Raw genomic sequence first — 21,178 nt, forward strand, 5'->3', positions numbered from 1 at the left:
ATGACTCCACAACTAACTGATAAATATATGGTTACAATAGCAGAACGACTCACATCCGCCTACGCTAGAATTGCAGACGCGGCAAAAATTGCACAACGAAACACTAACGAAGTCACTCTACTGGCAGTGTCTAAAACTAAACCAAGCGAAGATGTTATTGCAGCTTATGAGCATGGTCAGCGCGAATTTGGTGAATCTTATGTTCAAGAGGCTATAGATAAAATAGCTCAACTACAGTCATATAGCGACATCATTTGGCATTTCATTGGCCCTATTCAATCTAATAAAAGTGCTTTAGTGGCTGCCAACTTTGATTGGGTGCAAAGTGTTGATCGCATAAAAATAGCGAAACGATTAGATTCCCAGCGCCCAGACGATAAACAGCCTCTTAATATACTTATTCAAGTAAATATAAGTAATGAAGAAGCGAAGTCGGGTTGCCACCGCGATGAAATAGATGAACTTGCCGATTTTATTAACCAATGTGAGCACTTAACACTTCGAGGTTTAATGGCGATTCCCGCTAAAAGCGACAAACTGGATACGCAAATTCAATCTTTTGAGCAATTACAAACTTGCTTTGATAAACTAAAGACCCAATATCCTCAAGTAGATACTTTGTCGATGGGTATGAGTAACGATGTTGAAGCTGCCATTAGTGCAGGCTCAACCATGGTAAGGATCGGCACAGACATTTTTGGAACACGAACTTAAAAGGTGATAACAGATTTATGTCAGATAAAAAAATCGCATTTATAGGCACAGGTAATATGAGCTACGCCATTATTGGTGGCATGGTAAAAAACGGTTTTAACGCAAGTAACATTATTGCGACTAACCGCAACCAAGAAAAGCTTGAAAAGGTAGCCTTTGATTTCAAGGTGCAAACCACCAGTGACAATAACGAAGCCCTGCGCGATGCTGATGTAATTGTTTTGTCTGTTAAACCACAAATGATGGGCGATTTATGTAAATCGTTTCAAGAGTCGGGCGTAGATTTTAGCGATAAACTGTTTATTTCTGTTGCTGCTGGCTTAACTGTAAAACGTTTACGTGAAATGCTAGGTCAAGACGTTAAAATGGTACGTTGTATGCCAAATACACCGTCTTTATTAGGCCGTGGTGTATCAGGTTTATATGGCGCGGGCGAAACACAAAGCGAACACGAGTTTGTACAACAAGTTTTTGAATGCACGGGCATTGTTGTATGGGTCGAAAAAGAATCACAAATTAACGATATTATTGCTGTGACTGGCTCATCGCCGGCTTACTTTTTCTTATTTATGGAAGCCATAGAAGAAAAAGCTAAAGCGCTGGGCTTTAATGATGAAGACGCTCGTCGTTTAGTACAGCAAACAGCCCTTGGCGCCGCCGAAATGGCACTTAGCCAGCCTGATATTACTATTTCGCAACTACGTTCAAACGTAACATCTAAAGGCGGTACTACTCACGCAGCTGTTGAGCACTTAAAAGATGAAGGCTTAACTAAAACCGTTGGCGATGCAATGGATGCGTGTATTGCGCGTGCAGAGCAAATGGAAAAAGAACTTTAAAACCACTTTTTTATTGAAGGTTACACTATGAATGCCATGCAATTTTTAATCAGTACCCTGTTTGATTTGTTTTTAATGGTGGTATTACTGCGCTTTTGGCTGCAGTGGGCAAAAGCCGACTTTTATAATCCAATGAGCCAGTTTGTGGTTAAAGCCACTTCGTTTGCGGTAAAACCACTGCGTAAAATCATTCCGGGATTTGGCGGACTTGATTTAGCATCTCTGTTGCTGGCATTTATAGTGGCTGTAGCCAAAATTAGTACTTTAATGCTTGTTATATATAATGCGTGGGCAATACAGCCTGTAATTATACAAGCACTTATAACGGTACTAAAAGAAGGCCTTAACTTAGTTTTTTGGGTACTTATTATTCGCGCTATTTTAAGCTGGGTTAGCCAAGGTTATAACCCTATAGAAGCGGTTTTCCATCAGCTTACTGAACCAATGCTAAAACCAATTCGTAAAATATTGCCATCAATGGGTGGCTTAGATTTATCAGTTTTAGTACTTATTATTGGTATTCAGTTTTTGCAAATGCTGCTTATGGATTTTTTAGTCTAATATGGATTTTTTAATTAGAGGCCCAAAGGCCTCTTTTTTATATGTTTTGAGGAATACATAATGAACCGTTTAATTAAGTTTTGTTTTATTGCTTGTTTAGCATTTGTATTTAACGCGCAAAGCGAAGAAATGCAAGGCGCACAATATAAAGAGCTTGGCCCTTGGCAAGTGCATTACATCGCCTTTCCTTCTACTTTTATTCAGCCAAAAATAGCAAAAGCGTATGGCCTTGAGCGAAGCGGATACAAAGGCATTGTGAATATTTCTATTTTAAAAAATGATGCCGAAAACACAGCCCAAACAGCAAAGCTGACTGGCACAGCTAAAAACCTACTTGGCAACAAACAAACGCTTACTTTTAAAGAAGTAAAAGAAGGTGATTCAATTTATTACCTTGCCCAAGTTGATTATACCAACGAAGAGATTTTACGCTTTGAGATTGAAATACAACAAAGTAATCAATTTCAAAAATTACAGTTTCAGCAAAAATTTTACGTAGATTAATAACATGACCAAAACTTTAGTACTTGCTACAGGTAACCCTGGCAAAGTAAATGAGCTAGCTAACATGCTAAGCCCTCTGAATATTAATGTAGTTCCACAGAGCGATTTTAACGTAGGTGAAGTTGCCGAAACCGGCACTACCTTTGTTGAAAATGCCATTATTAAAGCGCGTCATGCCGCTAAAATTACTGGCATGCCTGCTATTGCCGATGACTCAGGTTTAGAAGTTGATGGCCTAAATGGCGCACCCGGTGTTTACTCTGCCCGTTTTGCAGGCCCAGGTGCCAGCGATCAAGATAACATTGATAAGTTACTCGTAGACTTGGGTAATAACCCTATCCGTAGTGCTCGTTTTTGGTGTGTACTGGTATTAATGCGCCACGCAGATGACCCTACCCCCCTTATTTGCAGTGCAAGCTGGGAAGGCGAAATTACGCTCACTCAAAATGGCAACGGTGGCTTTGGTTACGACCCTGTATTTTTTGTACCAGAGAAAAATTGTACCAGTGCTGAGCTTACAAAAGAGCAAAAAAATGCAGTGAGTCATCGCGGCCAAGCACTACAAAAACTATTGCTAGAGCTACAGCAAAAAGGCGGCCTGTGAACCTTCCACCACTGAGCTTATATGTGCACGTACCTTGGTGCGTGCAAAAATGCCCGTACTGCGATTTTAATAGCCACGGGCAAAAAGGTGAAATACCTGAAGCTGAATATGTTCAGCATTTAATTGATGATTTAAAAGCAGATTTGCACTTAGTGCAAGGACGTAGAATTCACAGTATCTTTATTGGTGGCGGTACTCCGAGCTTATTAACTGGTGCGGCTTATACTCGTTTATTAAATGAAGTCGACAACCTAATTGGTCTTGAAGAACACTGCGAAATTACCCTTGAAGCCAACCCAGGCACAGTAGAAACAGGTCGCTTTAAAGATTACGTAAAAGCAGGCATTAACCGTATTTCTATCGGTGTGCAAAGCATGCAAAACGACAAGCTAAAAGCACTGGGGCGGATTCATGGCAGTGACGAGGCTAATTATGCTGCGCAGCAAGCTAAAGAAGCCGGTTTAAATAGCTTTAACCTTGATTTAATGCACGGCTTACCAGGGCAAACACTTGACGATGCACTGAGCGATTTAAAGCAAATAATAGCGCTCGATCCTCCTCATATATCGTGGTATCAACTAACTATTGAACCCAATACTCAATTTGCTTCAAAACCACCTACCTTGCCACAAGATGAAACACTGTGGGACATACAAGAACAAGGGGTCGAGTTACTCGCGCAAGCAGGTTACATACAATACGAAATATCAGGCTATGCAAAACCGGGCTATCAGTGCCAACATAACTTGAATTATTGGCGTTTTGGCGATTATCTCGGTATTGGCTGCGGCGCGCATGGTAAGGTTACTGATGCAAATACAGGGCTTATTACGCGTACTGAAAAGGTTAAACACCCACGCGGCTATATGGATTTAATCAAACCGTATATGTACAAAAGCTGGCATGTAGAGCAAGACGATTTAGCGTTTGAATTTTTTATGAATCGCTTTCGCCTTGTTGAGCCTTGCCCAATTAATGATTTTAATAAACTAACAACACTGCCACTGCAAAGTCAGCAAAGCGCATTAAACCAAGCAATTAATAAAGGTTTATTGACTCAAACAGACAGCCATTGGCAGGTAAGCTTAAAAGGTCATCGCTTTTTAAATGACCTGCTAGAATTATTTGTGTAGCGCCCAGCGCTACACAAAAAATAAATATAAAACACCCTAATGGGTTTCTAACAACAAAAGGGAAAACAATGCGTAAACTTACTTTTATTGCGGCCGCAGTAAGCGTTGCACTACTTGCTGGTTGCCAGCAAACAACACAACAAGCGACTTCAGCTCCTATTGCACAAGCAGTTCAATCACAACAAAGTGAAATAGACAAAGCCAATGCATTTTTTGAAGATACATTTAACCGCGACGTAATGAGCAGTCCTGTATATCAAACATACATGGGTATTAAGCAAGATTACGATAAGTGGGATGATGGCAGCGAAGAAAGACAGCTTAAAGATTTAGCGCAAACAAAAGCTGACCTAGTTGCACTAAAAGCAATCAGCCGTGATTTATTAGATGATGCAACAAAAGTTAGCTACGACTTAAAAAAACAAGATCTTGAAAGCTCAATTGCTGACTTTAAATGGCGTTACCATAACTACCCTGTGAACCAAATGTTTGGTACGCATTCTATGATCCCTGCGTTTTTAATTAATCAGCACTCAATTAGCAATGTAAAAGAAGCTAAAGACTACATTTCACGTTTAAATGGTGTAACTGGTGTTATTGATCAGCTTATCGTTGATTTAACTGTACGTGCAGAAAAAGGCATCATAGCCCCTAAATTTGTATTCCCGCATGTTATTGATTCAAGCAAAAACATTATTCACGGTGCACCGTTTGAAAAAGGCGATGATTCTACATTGCTTGCTGACTTTAAACGTAAAGTAACAGCGCTTGAAATTAGCCAAGACGAAAAAGACTCGTTAATCAGCGATGCATCAGATGCATTAAAATCAGCTGTTAAACCATCTTACTCTAAGTTAATTAATTACCTTGCACAGCTTGAAAAACGCGCAGATGATCGCGATGGCGCATGGAAATTACCTGATGGCGAAGCGTTTTATAACAACGCACTTAAGCGCACAACTACAACAGATTTAACTGCTAAAGAAATCCATGCAATTGGCCTATCTGAAGTGGCACGTATTCATGATGAAATGCGTGAAATTAAAGACAAAGTTGGCTTTAAAGGCGACTTAAAAGCGTTTATGCAGTTTATGAAAACTGACAAGCAATTTTACTACCCTAATGATGCACAAGGTAAACAACGCTACCTTGATGAAGCCACTGGGCTTATTGATACAATGAAAACGCGTTTAGATGAGTTATTCATTGTTAAACCAAAAGCAGGTTTAAAAGTAAAAGCGGTTGAAGCATTCCGTGAAAAAGCAGCAGGTAAAGCATTTTACCAACAGCCAGCTCCAGATGGGTCACGCCCAGGTGTTTACTACGCTAACCTTTACGATATGGAAGCAATGCCAACGTATCAAATGGAAGCGCTGGCATACCACGAAGGTATTCCGGGACACCACATGCAAATAGCTATTTCGCAAGAACTAGAAGGTATTCCTAAGTTCCGTAAGTTTGGTGGCTACACAGCGTATATTGAAGGCTGGGGTTTATACTCAGAGTTCATTCCTAAAGAAATGGGCATGTACTCAGACCCTTACTCAGATTTTGGTCGTCTTTCAATGGAATTATGGCGCGCATGTCGCTTAGTTGTTGATACGGGGATTCACGCAATGAAGTGGACTCGCCAAGAAGGTATTGATTACTACGTAAATAACACGCCTAATGCAACATCTGACGGTGTTAAAATGGTTGAGCGTCACATTGTAATGCCTTCACAAGCAACAGCTTATAAAGTGGGTATGCTTAAGATTTTAGAGCTTCGTGAAGAAGCTAAAAAGCAACTTGGTGATAAATTTGATATTCGCCAGTTCCACGACGTAGTGCTTAAAAATGGTCCTGTACCACTTAATGTACTAGAAAACTTTGTTAATGAATGGGTAGCAAGCAAAAAGGCTTAAAACCAATTTAAACAATTGCTTTAAATATGAAAAGGTCGCATTTGCGACCTTTTTTGTTTTATAGTAGTAAAAAAGATTTTGGAAATAATAATGGATTTAAGCATACAACTACTTAATGCGCGTATTTCAAAGCAGCAGTTAAATGAGCTCGATAACGACTTTAGGCAGTTAAGCCCTGCCCAGCAAACTTTGCAGCTTAACCATTTATATGACAGCGCCCAACGGTTGAGTGTTAAGTATGACTTTATGCAAAACATAGCAATCCGTATATTAAGTACTAATACAGCACCTTCTCTATTTATTAACCAACTCACTAATATTGACGCATTGAGCTTTTTCACCCCAGCGCTGAGAGTAAATAAAGGCTTTTTAGTACAAGATACTCAAGGAAATAATGTACTGCACAATGTGTTTAAGCATGCCGATGCTACAAAGCTGCCATTTAACTATGTACGCTCTTTAATGTTGTTTGAATCAAATGATGACTTAGTTAAAGCGTTGGCGCAGCCCAACTCTCACGGATTAACACCAGTTGCCTGCTACATTGCCTATGCAAATAAATCGAGCACACCGGTAAAGCATGAATTCTCAGCTTTGTTAGCATTAATGGAAATAGAGCAAAAACAAAATCCTAACGCAAAACAGCAGCTTGCCAACGTACTAAAAGGGCAAAAAGTTAACGAGACCACAATTTTACTGAGCGCCGCTTACTTGCAACGCTCAACGGCGCAAGTTGCTCACTTAATCAAGGCGCTTTAATTCACTCACAACTTCTGTACGCACAATGTCTATGGCATGTGTAATAGATTGCGCAGCACTTTCGTGATCAACCATATTTGGCCAATTTGTTTGCCAGACCTTTTGTAAGTCTTTTGTTTTTAAATGTACTTTATCAACGGCTAAGTAGCTTAAGTCATGAATTAAGTTAACTTTAACCCAGCCTTTTCTAGGGCTGCCATCTATTTTGTTATTATCGTAATGTGCGGCAAATACAATAAGCTCAAGCTCGGCTAGTTCTTGTAATATTTGAAAGCTAGCAATGCGTGTATTGTTGTTCTCTTCACTTGCCTCCATTCGCCATGCATTATAACTAAAGCCAATAAACGCAAACACCACGCTCGCTATAGCAGTAAAAAAATACGAACGGGGCGCCAGTACAAACTGACCATATTTAGACTCTGACATATTATTTCCTAGGGCCTGTTTATCTTTCGAGGTTAAATTTACAGCAGTATGTTTGGTATTTAGTCAAGGCAGAGCCTATGCAGTGTGGTTATTCCCCATTAATAGGCGATAACGTGGAATAAATGCCAAACATGCGCTGCCCGAAGGGTTCTGCCTAGGGGCAATTTACTCTTTGTTGCCTACATGGATGTAGGTAAGGGGCGTGAGCAGGACGCGGAAGCTTTGCTCGGTTTTTACTTAGCCCGCTAGGTTACAAACCTCACGCCGCGATTAAATCGGCCCCTAGATTGAACAAATTTTAATCCTGAAAGGTCAACAGGCCCTAGTCATTTAAATAATATTCAACACTGGTTACCACTCTTATATTTTTTATTTGCGGTGTGTTTGAATCTCGATTACTGATACTAAATTGCCCTTGGCGAGCTGTTTTTATTTTGCCTAATTTTGAATTAGAGTCTTTAGCAAATTTATTAGCGACTTCACGCGCTTTTTCAGTTGCTTCTTGCACCATCGCAGGTTTTACATCATTGAGGCCAGTAAAAATATATTCAACTTTTGTTTCGTAGCTGTCCTGCACTATTGCGATATCTTGTTTAGCAAGTTGGCTCACTTTGCTCAGCGCGTTTTGCACTTTATCTGGCGCATCAGAATAAACAATAATATTTGAGCGCACTATGTACCTAAATTGCTGATTTTCATTACTGTATTCACGTGCTTGCTTATCAATAACTGACTGGCTGCCTATTGTTATTTCATCGTCGTCAAAACCATGCAGTTTTAAAAAAGCAGTTACAGCATCATTTTTTTTCTCAACTCGGCTGACTAATTTTTCAAGATTATTGTCGGCATCACTAAATTGCAGAGGCCAAATTACCGTATCGGCTATAACTTCTCGCTCGGCCAATCCCTTAACCTGCACAGTACGTTCCATCTCTTTTACACTGAGAGCTGTGCTCTTTAAAATAAACCCTAAGCTAATTAAGCCTATACTTAAACAAATAGCCGCTATAACAATGTAAAAACCGGGGGTTTTATTCACAATAATCTCCTTGATTGATATCAATAATAAGCATCTAGACGCTCGAAATAACACAGTAAACAGGGTACATTGAGACTATAAATAACGCAAAATTTAATCAGCCTAGGAAAAACCATGAGCCTTAAGCGCATTACCCAGTTTTTTAACCCAAGCTCAGTGGCCGTTATTGGTGCCTCTAATATATCAACTCGTGCTGGTTTTGTGGTTATGCGCAACTTACTTCAAGGCGGTTTTAAAGGGCCGATAATGCCCGTTACTCCAAGCCATAGCGCAGTACATGGCGTACTTGCTTACCCCTCTATTGCTGACTTACCAAAAGTACCCGACCTTGCTGTTATTTGTACTAACAAAAATACCTTAATTGATATTATTGAGCAGCTTGGAGAGCTTGGCTGTAAAACCGCTATTGTTATTGCCGATGGGCTGTCTGGAGAGCAAAAAAGCGCACTTAAAGCATGCGCTCAAGCCAAACAGGTTACTTTGCTTGGACCCAATTGTTTGGGCTTGCTGATCCCTCATATTGGTTTAAATGCGAGCTTTTCACATACAGTAGCAAGCCCAGGTAAAATTGCATTTGTATCGCAATCAGCAGCAGTATGCTCAACCATTTTAGATTGGGCTAAAAACAAAGAAATTGGCTTTTCATATTTTGTATCGGTAGGTGATTGCCTTGATATAAACTTTAATGAACTACTCGACTTTTTAGGTCGTGATGCTAAAACCAAAGCTATTTTACTCTACATTGATAACATTGAAGATATTCGTGGCTTTATATCAGCAGCAAGAGCTGCGGCCTTTAGTAAACCTGTAATTGCAATTAAAACAGGTAAAACAAGTGCAGGCGCACTTGCAGCCGAAATTCACACCGGCGGAAAGCAAAGCTCTGATGCTGTTTACGATGCGTTATTTCAACGAGCGGGTATGCTGCGCGTAAATGATTTACGAGAGCTATTTGCAGCAACACAAACACTCGCCATGCATCCAAAATTATTAAAAGTAGAGCAACTGACAATTTTAACTAATGGTGGCGGCCCCGGTGTTATGGCCGTTGATGAGCTAATTCAAAGCTCCGGTAAATTAGCCGAGTTGAGCGCTGAAACCCGAAATGCGCTAAATAAAGTAATTCCGCAATCAGAAACCACCTCAAACCCTGTGGATATTTTTGGCGACTCAGCACCTGCGCGTTATAAGCAAGCATTAGAAATTTTACTGCACGCAAAAGAAGTTAAAAACTTACTGATTATCCATACTCCCTCAGCGCTTGCGCCCAGCGAAGACTACGCCAACATTATTGTAGAAACCTTACAAACATTACCCAAAATGGCACGCCCTTACGTTATAACTAATTTTATGGGTGAAGACGCATCTTACGCCGCCAGAAAAGTGTGCTCAAACAACGCAATACCAACTTATAGAACACCAGAGGGTGCTGTTGGCGCGTTTATGCACTTGGTAACGTATCGCCGTAACCAAAAGCATTTAACGCAAACACCTGAGTCGAATACAGATGACGCAAAAATAAATAAAGTAGCAGCTAAAGCGCTTATTAATGAGTTTTTAGATGACGGACAAAGCTACTTACCTACCCATCAGGCAAGCCAAGTATTAAATCACTATGGTATTACATGCATTCAAACTGAGGTGGCTTACACCCCAACAGAAGCCAGAGAGCAAGCCATAGAACTTGGTTTTCCGGTCGCGTTAAAACTTATTAGCCCAAGTATTGCTTCAAAGTCTGAAGTAGGTGGTGTGGTGCTTAACTTAAACGATGCCAACGAGGTTGAACAAACCGCTTTTGCAATGCTTATCCGTATTAAAAACACTTATCCAGATGCTATTATTGAAGGGTTTTCATTACAAAAAATGGCGCCGCGAGCAGGCGCAAATGAGCTGCGAATTGCGATTAAAACCGAGCCTAATTTTGGTCCTGTTATATTATTAGGTGAAGCAGGAACCGGCCTTGAATATGCGCAAGCCGCTGTTGCTCTGCCTCCACTAAATATGAACTTAGCAAAGTATTTAATTGCCGCAGCGCACGATAAAGGCGTACTAAAGGAGCGCATATTACCCGAAAAAGTTGATAAGTATCGTTTATGTGCACTGCTAACGCGTATTTCTCAGTTAGTTATTGATCAACCTGACATAAGCTCAATGGAACTTAATCCTATACTTGCCAGTAATGGACAGTTTTTAGTGCTCGATGCCACCATGACACTTAGCCGTTATCAAACTCAGAGCAATCGTAAGCGCTTATCTATTCGTCCCTACCCTATTGAACTTGTTGAAGTGGTAACACTTAAAAACAACACCCAAGCTACGCTCAGACCAATAAAGCCAGAAGATGAACAAGCTCATAAAGCATTTGACGAGTCACTTAATAAAGAAGACAGATATAAACGCTTTTTTGGCGAACTACCACAATTTAACCACGATCAACTCGCGAAAATGACGCAAATTGATTACGACCGTGAAATGGCGTTTATTGTTTGCCAACGCTTTGAAGGTACAACTCGCACATTAGGTGTGTCTCGCGTCATTATGGACCCCGATAACCTGCATGCTGAGTTTGCCATTGTAGTACGCTCAGATTGCCAAGGTTTAGGGCTTGGTCGCATACTAATGAGTGCAGCAATTAACCACTGTAAACGTCAAGGTGTGGAATCGATTGAAGGCATAACCTTACCAGAGAATACAGGGATGATTGAGCTTGCCCGTAAGTTAGGTTTTAAAATTAGTCGCGACTTTGAAGAAGGCAGTATTAACATGGTACTTAAACTTAAATAATGAATGAACCACACACTTTAAGACAAAAAATGGCTTGCCTGTTTGAAGGCACAGGCCAGTACCATCGAGCGGGACATATTCTTGATATTGCACTCATTAGCTTAATAATGATCAACGTTGTAGCCATTGTTATTGAATCAATCCCAAGTGTGGCAGAGCAGTATTACAACGAATTCTTAGTTTTAGAAATTGTCTCGGTCGCTATTTTTGCTATTGAGTACTTAGCCAGGCTTTGGGCTTGCGTAGATAAAACACAATATGCAGCAATGGAAGGGTCTCATACCAAACGTCGGCTTAGCTATTTTCTCTCTCCTTTGGCAATTGTTGATTTAATTGCGATTTTACCAAGCTTAATGATGTTTTTATTTCCTCTCGATTTACGTTTTTTACGCGTGCTCCGACTATTAAGGGTATTTAAACTCACTCGCTACTCACGCGCCATGCAGCTACTTTTAAAAGCCTTTAACGATGAAGGTAGTTCATTAATGGCTGCTTTTTTTATTATGGCCGTCGTGCTTATTTTAGCTTCATGCGGAATTTACTTAATTGAGCACGACATACAACCCGATAAATTTGGCTCTATTCCTGCGGCTATGTGGTGGGCAATGGCAACACTAACAACCGTTGGTTATGGCGATGTAGTACCTATAACGCCATTGGGTAAGTTTTTCGGCGGGGTTATTACACTACTGAGCATGGGAATGGTTGCAATACCTACCGGTTTACTGGCGTCTAGTTTTTCAGAACAAATACGTAAACGCCGCCAATTTTTTGAAGATGCCGTACATGAACAAATTCAAGATGGCACCCTTAATAATACTCAACAAGAACACCTAGAAGAACTACGCTATAAATTAGGCTTGAGTAAACTAGAAGCTAATAAGGCCATTAAAACGCAGTTGAATGAGCATAATAGCCATTTGTTTTGCAGGCACTGCGGTAAAAGGCCTTAAATAAGTACTGCTATTATTAATTAAATATATCACTCCAATTGCGATTAATAAGCGGTAGTACTTCGGTATTAGGTACCGGTTTACTAAATAAGTACCCTTGAAAATGCATGCATCCTCGCGCCTTTAAAAAGGCGAGTTGGTGCGAGCTTTCTACGCCTTCAGCTACACATTCTTTACCTAAACTATCTGCAAGCGCGAGTATTGATTGAATAATAGCTTCATCGTCAGAATCTATGCCTATGTCTTGTACAAAGCTTCTATCTATTTTTAATACATCAATAGGAAAACGCTTTAAATAAGTAAGCGATGCGTAACCCGTACCAAAATCATCCATGTACAATCTACAGCCCAACTTTTTAAGTTGTTCCATGCTGTGTAGCGCTTCTTTTGAATCACGCATTAATATTGATTCGGTTATTTCAAAAACAATTGCCTCAGACGACACTCCTGAATTACTTAACGCTTTTTTAATTTCAGGAACAAGATCTTTAAACTCAAAATCAAGAGCCGATAAATTAATAGATAAATACAGGCTAGGTGAGGCTTTTCGCCACTCTTTTAGCTCTAATAAAGCGCGCGCAAAAGTCTGCAGCATAATTTTTGTAATTAGGCCTATACCTTCTGCTGCCACCGAAAACTCTTGAGTTTGCACAAGCTTATTTTCAGGCCAACGCAGCAGTACTTCAAAGCCTTCTGTTTTTTGACTTTCAGCGTTAATGATAGGCTGGTAGTAATTACAAAATTCTTCTTCTTGATACGCTTTAGTTAGCTGAGACTCAAGATGCAACGCTCTTTGAACATGCTGATTCATCTCTTGCTTATAAAACTGATAACGGCCCTCTAAAGAGTCTTTTGCATGATATAACGCTATGCTCGCAGCTTTTAAAAGCGCAGAGCCTTGCTGTGCATCATCTGGTGATATAGACACACCAATACTTAAATTAACGTTTACAACTTGGCCATTAATCGTAATATTTTGATTCACACAATCCATCAACTTAGTGCATATAATGAGTACTTGTTCGATTTGCTGAATATCTTCCACCAGTACTACAAATTCATCGCCACCAAATCGAGCAACACTATCAGATGGACGCAAGGAGCATTTTAAACGCTCAGCGACTTCTTTAATTAGCTCATCAGCAACTGCATGCCCCAAAGAGTCATTAAAGTATTTAAAACGCTTAATATTTATATGTAATAAAGCAACTTTACATTCGTGAAATTTTGCTTGCTCAAGGGCGTGTTCAACGCGGTCATTAAATAATGTACGATTTGGCAACCCTGTTAAGGCATCGTAGTTGGCCAATAAGTGCAGCTCGTTTTCGGCTGATTTTTGTGCGTTTATATCGGTTAAAATAATGACATAGCTATTAAGGCGCTGTTCGTTATCGGCCACTGCACTTATTTTCACAAGTACATGACGCGACTCACCACTTGCTAAAACTACACTGTCTTCACACGAAAAGTGTTCTCCAATAGATAGCTTTTGCATTATGCGTAAATAATCAAAACGATTGCTGCGCGATATACCTAAATTTAATGCTCGACTAGATAACGACTCAGCAGAGAAGTTAAAGGCGGTTTGCAGTGATTTATTAGAAGCCCGAATATTTAAATTTTTATCGAGGATAAACACCCAATCACGTGTTTGCTCAAATGCTGCCGTAAATAATAAAGCGTGTTCTTCAAACACCATCTCACGGGTCATATTTGTGTAGGTACCCGCTACTTTTTGTGGCGTTTTATCATCCCATTCAACGACTTTTCCAAAATCCTTATACCAGCGCCAATAGCCTTTTGCATGGCGCAGGCGGTAGGTACAATTAAAGTAACCTTTATCGGTAGATAAAAACTCAAGCCACTCTAAGCGAAATAGCTGTTTGTCTTGCGGATGAATTTTAGATAAATATTCATCTAGGCTCACGGTTTCATTTTCGTAGCCTAACTCACTCGCTAAGCGAGGTTGGTAAATACTTGGATTGCTTGATTCCCAATCCCAAACACCCGATTCGCTACCTTCAAGCGCTAGCTTTAGACGGGCTTCGCTTTCTTTACTTTCTTTATTTGCTGCCAATAAAATACGCTGAATTTTATTACGGCGCATAACCCACATGGCAACAAAGCCAATAAACAGCATGCCGTAAAGCACCATAAAATAAGGTGCACGCCAAAGCGGATACTTTACTTTTATTTTTAAAATAGCAGGCGAGGTATATTCGCCAGTCAGGGGGTCTTTAGCCCAAACTTTTAATTGATAATTACCTGGATTCAATTTTGGAAACAATACACGGTTGTTATTTCGGGTATAACTTTTTTGTCCGTTATCGAGTTGATACTCATAAATGATGCGTTCTTGATTACTAAATGCCATGGCCGAAAATGCAACTTCAAGCCCTATATCATCATGGTTTAACACAACCTCGTTGAGCGGTTGTTTTAAATCAAGCGATAAATCTCGTGACATTAAATCTACTCGCGTAATATTTACGTGATCAATAAGCGATTGATAATTTTGGTTCTCCATTGGATGAAAGTAGGTAAAACCTTTTAAGCTACCATACGCAATATGGCCATCTTTAAGCTGTGCCATGGCGTTGCTATTAAACTCAGCAGAGAGTAGCCCTTCTGATGTAGAAAATTGCTGAAAATGAAGTGTTTCTGGGTTTAATCGCCAAATGCCTTTATGGCTACTCATCCAGATCATGCCATCATCATCTAGCACCATATCGTATAGCAGAGTGCCTAATTTATTCCTCTCTAAATCGATTGTATGGACTAATTGATAGGTAGATGCGTCAAGGCCTATTAAGCCGAAATTAGAAAGTGATATCCACAATATATTGTTGTTATCAATTAAGTAAGAAAGCACACTAATGGCTACGTTTTCATGCTGTTTTGGCACTTTATAAATCATTTTAAGTGCTAAATCACTTGGGTTCACTTGGTATAAAATACCGGCATTAAAAAATAATGGTGAATCTGGTTTATTGCTCAGCGCAGGTAAAAAACCATGGGCTAAAAAGGGTTCAAATTGATCAAACTGGCCACCCAAACGCGTTATTACTTGAGAATCTATATTGTATATAAATACCCCATGATCTGAGTGCACAAAGTATAGATCGCCATTTGGCATTAATGTAACGCCATGTACCCTACCGGTAATTAACTCCTGATTAGCAGGGTTATGTACTTTAGGTTCGCTAACTTGATGCGTTACAGGGTCAAAAATAAACAAACCACGATTTGTATAAAGCCATAAATTATTTTTATAAGGCGTTATTTCATATACGGTAAACTCAGTGGTGAGTAAGTCGACTTTGTAATCTTTTAAATAAGCTTTACCAATATTTGTTTTTAAATCAACCTCGGTAATACCGTTATGCGTTGCAAGCCAAAGTTTGTCTTTATATTCGGTAATCCCCCAGATAGAGTGATGCGATAAACCATCCCCCCCGAGCAAAGTGCCATCGACATTATTAAAATGGTAGCTGTCATGAGATAAGTAAAACGCACCGTCGGTTTTAGTCGCAACCCACGTACCACCCGATTTATCTTTTGCCATATCAATAATACTGGTATCGGCAAGTGTGTACTTACTTTGGGCTATTCGAGTGTTTTTAATCATCTCCCCGGTGTTTAAATCAAATTTAAACAAGCCTTTGTCGGTAGCTAAATCTATTGTTCCGTGTTCGTTTACTATGCTCCAAACATTTAAATCGCTTAGTAATACTTTACTTTTAAAAGGTAAATCTGGGCGTTCAAACATTTTTGATAAGTTACTAATATCAACTTCGTATAAGCCTTGTACCGCCCCTACTAACAACTGTTTATTTTCACCTAATGCGAAAGACTTAACATTATTTTGGTAAATATGTTCAGCTTCACCTTTTAAATGCTGCAGGGGTCTAACTTGCTCTGTGGCAATATCAAATACGTATGCGCCATGGCTTGTACCTATAAATATATAACCATTGTAAGCAAACAGCTTTCTCACAAGGGTATTTTTATATTTAGCAGGCAGCTCAAAAATAGTTGTGATTTTTCCGGTTGCGATATCAAGCTTTGCAAAATCGCGGCCTCGCCCAATCCAAAGTGTTTTTTTATCAACTGCCACCATACTAAAAACAGACTGATTGATAATTTCTTCTTCACTGGTAGGTTTTTCTAGAAATTGCTGATATGAATCTGTTACGGGGTCGTATCTAAATAGGCCTGCAAGTAAAGAGGCTATCCAAATGTGCCCTTGAGGGTCTTGGTAAATACGATCAATGATCGCTTCTTCTAATTCACCATTAGGGCCGTTTATTGGAATAACTTGATAGCCATCATAACGATTAAGCCCAGCCTCAGTAGAAAGCCAAAGGTAACCATTAGTGTCGATAAGCATTGTATTAACGTAGCTTTGCGATAAGCCTTCGCTTGGAGATAAACGTTTTACTTGTGCGCCTACTTGGCAACTTAGGATAATTATTAAAACTACAAAGCAACTAATGATCCCATTAACGCATTTACTCATGCTTATTCCATATTATTATTTATTATTATGGGTACTCTAGAGCGACTATATTTCGATGTTTGTAAGTATCAAAAAGTACTTGTAAAGCAAGAGTATATGTTAACACCTGGTTAAAACCAATAGCACAATATAAATCAACTACGTTTTTATATGCGAAGGTATTAATCATCTTATCTTGCGACTTTAAGAGTGTTGATAATAGCTGTTTAGCAACACCTTTACCGCGATGTTCCAGCGCAACAAACACGGTAGATAAAAATAAAAACTCTGTTTTATCTTGCAGCCTACATGCTGCAACTATTTCATTATTATAGTAAGTAACCCATACCTTATCTTGTTTATTAGCCCGCCCTCTTACATTATGTTTTTTATAAAATTTATTAACGAGTGGAACTTTTAGCCCATCCAGCAATTCAACTATATACATTTTTATATCAACACTTAGCTAAGCATTAGCGCTAAATATTGCTCAAATTTTTGCTTCAAAACCATTTGTTCAGCCATTGGACGGCTATGGATTGTATTATAAACTTGCTCTCTCGTTTTTTTATTTCGCTTAATTTGATACGCCCAAAAAGACGCTTCATAATCTAACTGAATTTGGTATTTTTCTTCACGTGGCAATAGGCATAAATTAAAACTCACAATACTTCCTCATTCGCTTTTAAAATTATTTGATTAACCCCGAAACTGGGCAAGAGGTAATCTCCTTGTTATTATACGCGTCTTATTTTATTTATTTCTGTAGTAATTGGAACTGATAATGAATAGACATTTTAGTATCTTGTTATTATTGGTAAATTTATTTTTTAGTGCCTCTTGTTTTAGTCATCAATACAACCTCACTTTTAATCGTCCGCAAAGTACACCACAAGCTGATTATGCCTTAGAGTTATTAAAGTTAGCATACGCAGATATCGGTTTTAAAATACATATAATCGATTTTAGCCACCAAAATGCTTTGCTAGCTGCAAATAATGGCGTACTTGATGGGCAGTTAGGAAGAGATGCAAGCGTTGAAGAAAATTACGAAAACTTGATTAGGGTCGATTATGAGCTCTTTAAGTTTGACTTAGTATTATATAAAAACTGTTTACCTAGCAGTTTAGAACAGCTCGATAGCGTCGCAATTGTTGATGGCTACCCTGTCCAAGAACATTATTTAGCAAGCACACAGTTTGCAGGGAATATTATTAAAGTTAAAAGCATGAATACCCAACTTAATTTGCTTGCTCAGAAAAAAGTACAGGGAGCTTTAATGATTAATTTTATAATGCAAAACAATGAGCTACCTTCACCTCAAGGTTGCTTTGTAAAAGAAGTGCTGAATACTTATCCGCTTTATCATTATTTAAATAAGCGTAATGAAAACTTGGTAGAAAAGCTTAAAATGTCATTAATTAACTTAACTAACAATGGCACTGTGTACGCACTAAGAGCCAAGTATGGATTAAGCTTTTAAAAGTCGAACCCTTGCTGCTGCGCCTGTGTGCTTAGCACTGCATTTTGCTGCTTTTTTTGAAGATAACGTTTGTAGCGCTGCTGGCACAAACTAAGCACCTTCTTTTTTTGGTCGTTCGTTAAGGTATTCCACGAAAAGCGTTCATCCCGACTACGATAACACCCTTTGCAATACCCTCTGTTATTAACTAAGCAAATACTCTTGCAAGGACTTGGAATATCAAATATTTCAATTTGTTGCATGCATAAGTACCGCCCAGTTGAAGAGGAGGTATTAGTATAGCGTTATTTTTGAGCAAAAAAAAAGCAGCAATTTAATTGCTGCTTAGTTTCATTGAGCTGTGAGTATTAATGTTCACAGCTATTAGTATTTATCTCTGTTTTACGGTGAAATGGCTTAGCGTACATAGCTAGCACTAATGGTTTTAACTCTTCAGGTACACAGGCTAAACGTTGTTCAAATGTCGCTGTATCAGGAGAGTCTATTACCGCATCTTTACAACCACCAGCGATGTAATTGCCTGGGTGTAAATAAAACGAATCAACAATTTGCCTATCAATTGTTTTAGCAAGCTCTTCAGCACTATCACATTTAGATTCAATTGGTTGCCCAAATGCTAAATGCACGTGCCCCTTAGCAGTACTAAAGCCTTCAACAATGCTCGCAATATCTTCACCAGCCGATTTAACGTACTCACCATGATGCTGCTTGTGGTAAAGCTCTTTGGCTTTAGCAATTGCACACGGCTCATATTGATAAGAAATAGAAACAGGCACTATTTTTAACTCTTTAATATAATCGCCAAACTCTTTCTTTTGTTTACGCCCATTTAATTGCAGCATCTTTAAAAGCGCAGGATCAGTTTGATCAAAACCGTCTTTTGCACGCCCTTCTTTTTGCGCAATCCAAATAGAATTTCCACCGACCACAGAATCGTAAATGTATGACGATAATTGAGTCAGTGCTTTTAACATCTCTTTTGGTGCTTTAGCAGAGCGCTTAACTATAAAGCTTTTATTTAGACGCATAAGCTCAGTAATGTAAGGTATTTGCAATAAATTATCGCCAATAGCAATACGCACTGTTTTCATTTTATGTTGGTATAAACCCCAGTTAACTAATGCAGGATCAAGCACTATGTCTCTGTGGTTTGAAATAAATAAATAGGCCTGGTTAGCATCTAACTGTTCTAACCCAGAAAAGGTAACTTTTGATGTGGTGCGTTTCACTAGTTTATCTAAGTATTGTGCCACTTCATTTTGCACATCTTCAACGGTGCTTACTTTGCCCCATTTTTTGCGTAACTGACTTCTTACCATTGGACGCGCAATAAAAGGCACTGCCGATAAAAAGCGCGGTAAATTATACTTTGCTATTACATCAATAAACGCATCATCGTTAATTAAACGTGTAAGCGACGCCGCAACTTCGTCGTCGTTGTATGGGCGTATATCTGCGTATTTATCTTCTAATTCACTCATTACTACATCTACAATGTTAAAAAACGGTACGCCAAAGCGCACCGTTTATGTCTATATCCGATTATAACTCAGCCAATCTAAAATGCGAAATAACCAAAAAAACGATTTTTATTTTTAGCAACTTGCTTTAAAGCCGAGTTTAATTACCTTCTATGACCATGAGCTTGCTTAAAAGTGCAAAAATCTGATCAGTCTAGCAAAATACCATGTTCTCAATCTGCTAGTGGGCAGACCACTAATACAAAGCCCTCTAATCATTTGGTAGTAATACCATTAACAAAGCCTTTCTTTCGTAGTACCTTAAGCTCGTATTTTAGATTTTTGATGGATCGTAGGCATCTTTTTTACGATTTTAACTCTTTCAGATCCACTTATTTTAGGGCTCATAATGAACATTACTATTCTTGATAACGCAACGTTAGCTAAAACGTCTCTTACTGGTATTGAACAACTTGGTAAATTAACGACTTATGAACTTACTAGCCCAGAGCTAGTTATTGAACATTGCCAAGGTGCTGATGTATTAATCACTAATAAAGCCGTTTTAAACCGCGACACTATTAGCAAACTTACACAGCTTAAATTAATTTGTGTAAGTGCAACTGGTACTAATAATGTTGATCTAGAAGCCGCTAAAGAATTTGGTATTGCCGTAACTAATGTAGCTGGCTATTCAACACCTTCTGTTGTTCAACATACGTTTTCTTTAATTACTAACTTACTGGGTAACACACACCGCTATCAGGCGGATTGCCAGCAAGGCGCGTGGCAAAAAAGTGAAATGTTTTGCATACTCGATTACAGCTTTAACGACTTACAAGGTAAAACATTTGCCATTATAGGCGGTGGTACGCTAGGTAAAGGCGTTGCTAAAGTGGCTGAGGCATTTGGCGCAAATGTTATTGTTGCAGAGCGCAAAGGTGTTAAATGTCGCGACGGTCGTACGCCTTTTGAAGACGTCATTAAAACAGCCGATATAATCAGCGTACACTGTCCGCTAACAGATGAAACACGTGATTTAATTGCACTTAATGAGCTTAAAATGATGAAGCCAAGCGCTATAATTATTAATACAGCACGTGGTGGAATTATTAACGAATCCGACTTAGCGACAGCGCTTGAGCAAAACCTAATTGCTGGAGCCGGTGTTGATGTACTAACTAAAGAACCAGCTGAGCTTTCAAACCCACTTGCTAATTACAAAGGTAATAACCTTTTACTTACTCCACATATAGCATGGGCAAGCACCGAATCTATTGTGCGTTTAATTAATGAAGTAAGTTTAAATATTGCTGCATTTAATAAAGGCGAATCACGCAACCGCTTGGTGTAGTGATTTTATTGTAGTAATCAAATAAGCTAAAAAATGGCTGTTTTTACTAATACATTTAATATTTTATTAGATAAAAACAGCTTAACCCACTTAACAAACTGATTAATAACAACTTATAAATATGGTCTACTCTTTGCTTTAATACAGCTAATAACCAATTAAA

19 protein-coding genes are annotated in these 21,178 nt (G+C 39.0%); 12 read left to right on the top strand and 7 right to left on the bottom strand.

All coding sequences use genetic code 11. The annotated features are described in order from the left end of the window. The 8 genes from I6F48_RS15680 (at window position 1) to I6F48_RS15715 (ending at window position 7,018) form a co-directional block, all read left to right on the top strand. On the top strand, window positions 1–714 hold the full coding sequence (locus tag I6F48_RS15680; protein ID WP_165741288.1) for a YggS family pyridoxal phosphate-dependent enzyme: 714 nt from the start codon (window positions 1–3) through the stop codon (window positions 712–714). Between the two features lie 17 nt (window positions 715–731). Further along, the gene (gene proC, locus I6F48_RS15685) at window positions 732–1,553 is read left to right on the top strand and encodes a pyrroline-5-carboxylate reductase (RefSeq protein ID WP_007585412.1); all 822 of its coding nucleotides are present in this window, start codon (window positions 732–734) and stop codon (window positions 1,551–1,553) included. Window positions 1,554–1,580: 27 nt separating this feature from the next. Then, window positions 1,581–2,114, top strand: a complete 534-nt coding sequence (locus I6F48_RS15690; protein WP_007585413.1) for a YggT family protein — start codon at window positions 1,581–1,583, stop codon at window positions 2,112–2,114. 60 nt (window positions 2,115–2,174) lie between these two features. Continuing rightward, window positions 2,175–2,618 (top strand): DUF4426 domain-containing protein, encoded by a 444-nt coding sequence (locus I6F48_RS15695; protein ID WP_165727190.1) that lies wholly within the window; start codon window positions 2,175–2,177, stop codon window positions 2,616–2,618. 4 nt (window positions 2,619–2,622) lie between these two features. Next, window positions 2,623–3,222, top strand: a complete 600-nt coding sequence (locus tag I6F48_RS15700; RefSeq protein WP_007585416.1) for an XTP/dITP diphosphatase — start codon at window positions 2,623–2,625, stop codon at window positions 3,220–3,222. Beyond that, complete coding sequence (gene hemW / locus I6F48_RS15705) at window positions 3,219–4,355, top strand: radical SAM family heme chaperone HemW (RefSeq protein ID WP_197119793.1); 1,137 nt, start codon at window positions 3,219–3,221, stop codon at window positions 4,353–4,355. The genes I6F48_RS15700 and hemW overlap by 4 nt, the downstream gene beginning before the upstream one ends. A gap of 68 nt (window positions 4,356–4,423) precedes the next feature. Beyond that, on the top strand, window positions 4,424–6,259 hold the full coding sequence (locus I6F48_RS15710; RefSeq protein ID WP_165735494.1) for a DUF885 domain-containing protein: 1,836 nt from the start codon (window positions 4,424–4,426) through the stop codon (window positions 6,257–6,259). 90 nt (window positions 6,260–6,349) lie between these two features. Then, window positions 6,350–7,018, top strand: coding sequence for a hypothetical protein (locus I6F48_RS15715; RefSeq protein WP_165725178.1), 669 nt, complete (start codon window positions 6,350–6,352; stop codon window positions 7,016–7,018). On the opposite strand, the gene I6F48_RS15720 is transcribed toward I6F48_RS15715, so the two are convergent. Further along, the gene (locus I6F48_RS15720) at window positions 7,001–7,444 is read right to left on the bottom strand and encodes a hypothetical protein (RefSeq protein WP_197119794.1); all 444 of its coding nucleotides are present in this window, start codon (window positions 7,442–7,444) and stop codon (window positions 7,001–7,003) included. The two genes, I6F48_RS15715 and I6F48_RS15720, sit on opposite strands and share 18 nt — an antisense overlap. A gap of 322 nt (window positions 7,445–7,766) precedes the next feature. Continuing rightward, window positions 7,767–8,483 (bottom strand): SIMPL domain-containing protein, encoded by a 717-nt coding sequence (locus tag I6F48_RS15725; RefSeq protein WP_024590673.1) that lies wholly within the window; start codon window positions 8,481–8,483, stop codon window positions 7,767–7,769. Window positions 8,484–8,597: 114 nt separating this feature from the next. On the opposite strand from I6F48_RS15725, the gene I6F48_RS15730 reads away from it, so the two are divergent. Next, window positions 8,598–11,267 (top strand): bifunctional acetate--CoA ligase family protein/GNAT family N-acetyltransferase, encoded by a 2,670-nt coding sequence (locus I6F48_RS15730; RefSeq protein WP_197119795.1) that lies wholly within the window; start codon window positions 8,598–8,600, stop codon window positions 11,265–11,267. Beyond that, window positions 11,267–12,220: an ion transporter gene (locus I6F48_RS15735; protein WP_197119796.1), complete on the top strand. Its 954-nt coding sequence runs from the start codon at window positions 11,267–11,269 to the stop codon at window positions 12,218–12,220. The genes I6F48_RS15730 and I6F48_RS15735 overlap by 1 nt, the downstream gene beginning before the upstream one ends. Window positions 12,221–12,236: 16 nt before the next feature. Here I6F48_RS15735 and I6F48_RS15740 read toward each other — a convergent pair whose 3' ends face one another. Genes I6F48_RS15740 through I6F48_RS15750 form a run of 3 tightly spaced genes read right to left on the bottom strand, consistent with a single transcriptional unit; the run spans window position 12,237 to window position 17,384 of the window. After that, a complete protein-coding gene (locus tag I6F48_RS15740) occupies window positions 12,237–16,739 on the bottom strand; it encodes an EAL domain-containing protein (protein WP_197119797.1) in 4,503 nt (1,500 codons plus the stop codon). A 25-nt stretch (window positions 16,740–16,764) separates the two neighbouring features. Beyond that, window positions 16,765–17,166: a GNAT family N-acetyltransferase gene (locus tag I6F48_RS15745; RefSeq protein ID WP_010553303.1), complete on the bottom strand. Its 402-nt coding sequence runs from the start codon at window positions 17,164–17,166 to the stop codon at window positions 16,765–16,767. A gap of 14 nt (window positions 17,167–17,180) precedes the next feature. Continuing rightward, a complete protein-coding gene (locus I6F48_RS15750; RefSeq protein WP_002962585.1) occupies window positions 17,181–17,384 on the bottom strand; it encodes a DUF3283 family protein in 204 nt (67 codons plus the stop codon). A gap of 118 nt (window positions 17,385–17,502) precedes the next feature. On the opposite strand from I6F48_RS15750, the gene I6F48_RS15755 reads away from it, so the two are divergent. Continuing rightward, entirely contained in the window at window positions 17,503–18,201 is a 699-nt protein-coding gene (locus I6F48_RS15755; protein ID WP_007586939.1) for a substrate-binding periplasmic protein, read from the top strand. Here the strand turns inward: I6F48_RS15755 and I6F48_RS15760 are convergent. Both I6F48_RS15760 and I6F48_RS15765 read right to left on the bottom strand, forming a co-directional pair. Further along, window positions 18,198–18,443, bottom strand: a complete 246-nt coding sequence (locus I6F48_RS15760) for a DUF1289 domain-containing protein (protein WP_166376462.1) — start codon at window positions 18,441–18,443, stop codon at window positions 18,198–18,200. The genes I6F48_RS15755 and I6F48_RS15760 overlap by 4 nt on opposite strands. Window positions 18,444–18,548: 105 nt before the next feature. Continuing rightward, complete coding sequence (locus tag I6F48_RS15765) at window positions 18,549–19,682, bottom strand: 1-acyl-sn-glycerol-3-phosphate acyltransferase (protein WP_024590668.1); 1,134 nt, start codon at window positions 19,680–19,682, stop codon at window positions 18,549–18,551. A 388-nt stretch (window positions 19,683–20,070) separates the two neighbouring features. On the opposite strand from I6F48_RS15765, the gene I6F48_RS15770 reads away from it, so the two are divergent. Then, complete coding sequence (locus tag I6F48_RS15770) at window positions 20,071–21,015, top strand: D-2-hydroxyacid dehydrogenase (protein WP_197119798.1); 945 nt, start codon at window positions 20,071–20,073, stop codon at window positions 21,013–21,015. Window positions 21,016–21,178: the final 163 nt, after the last annotated feature.

Source organism: Pseudoalteromonas sp. SWYJ118, from assembly GCF_015864505.1.
GTDB lineage: Bacteria > Pseudomonadota > Gammaproteobacteria > Enterobacterales > Alteromonadaceae > Pseudoalteromonas > Pseudoalteromonas arctica.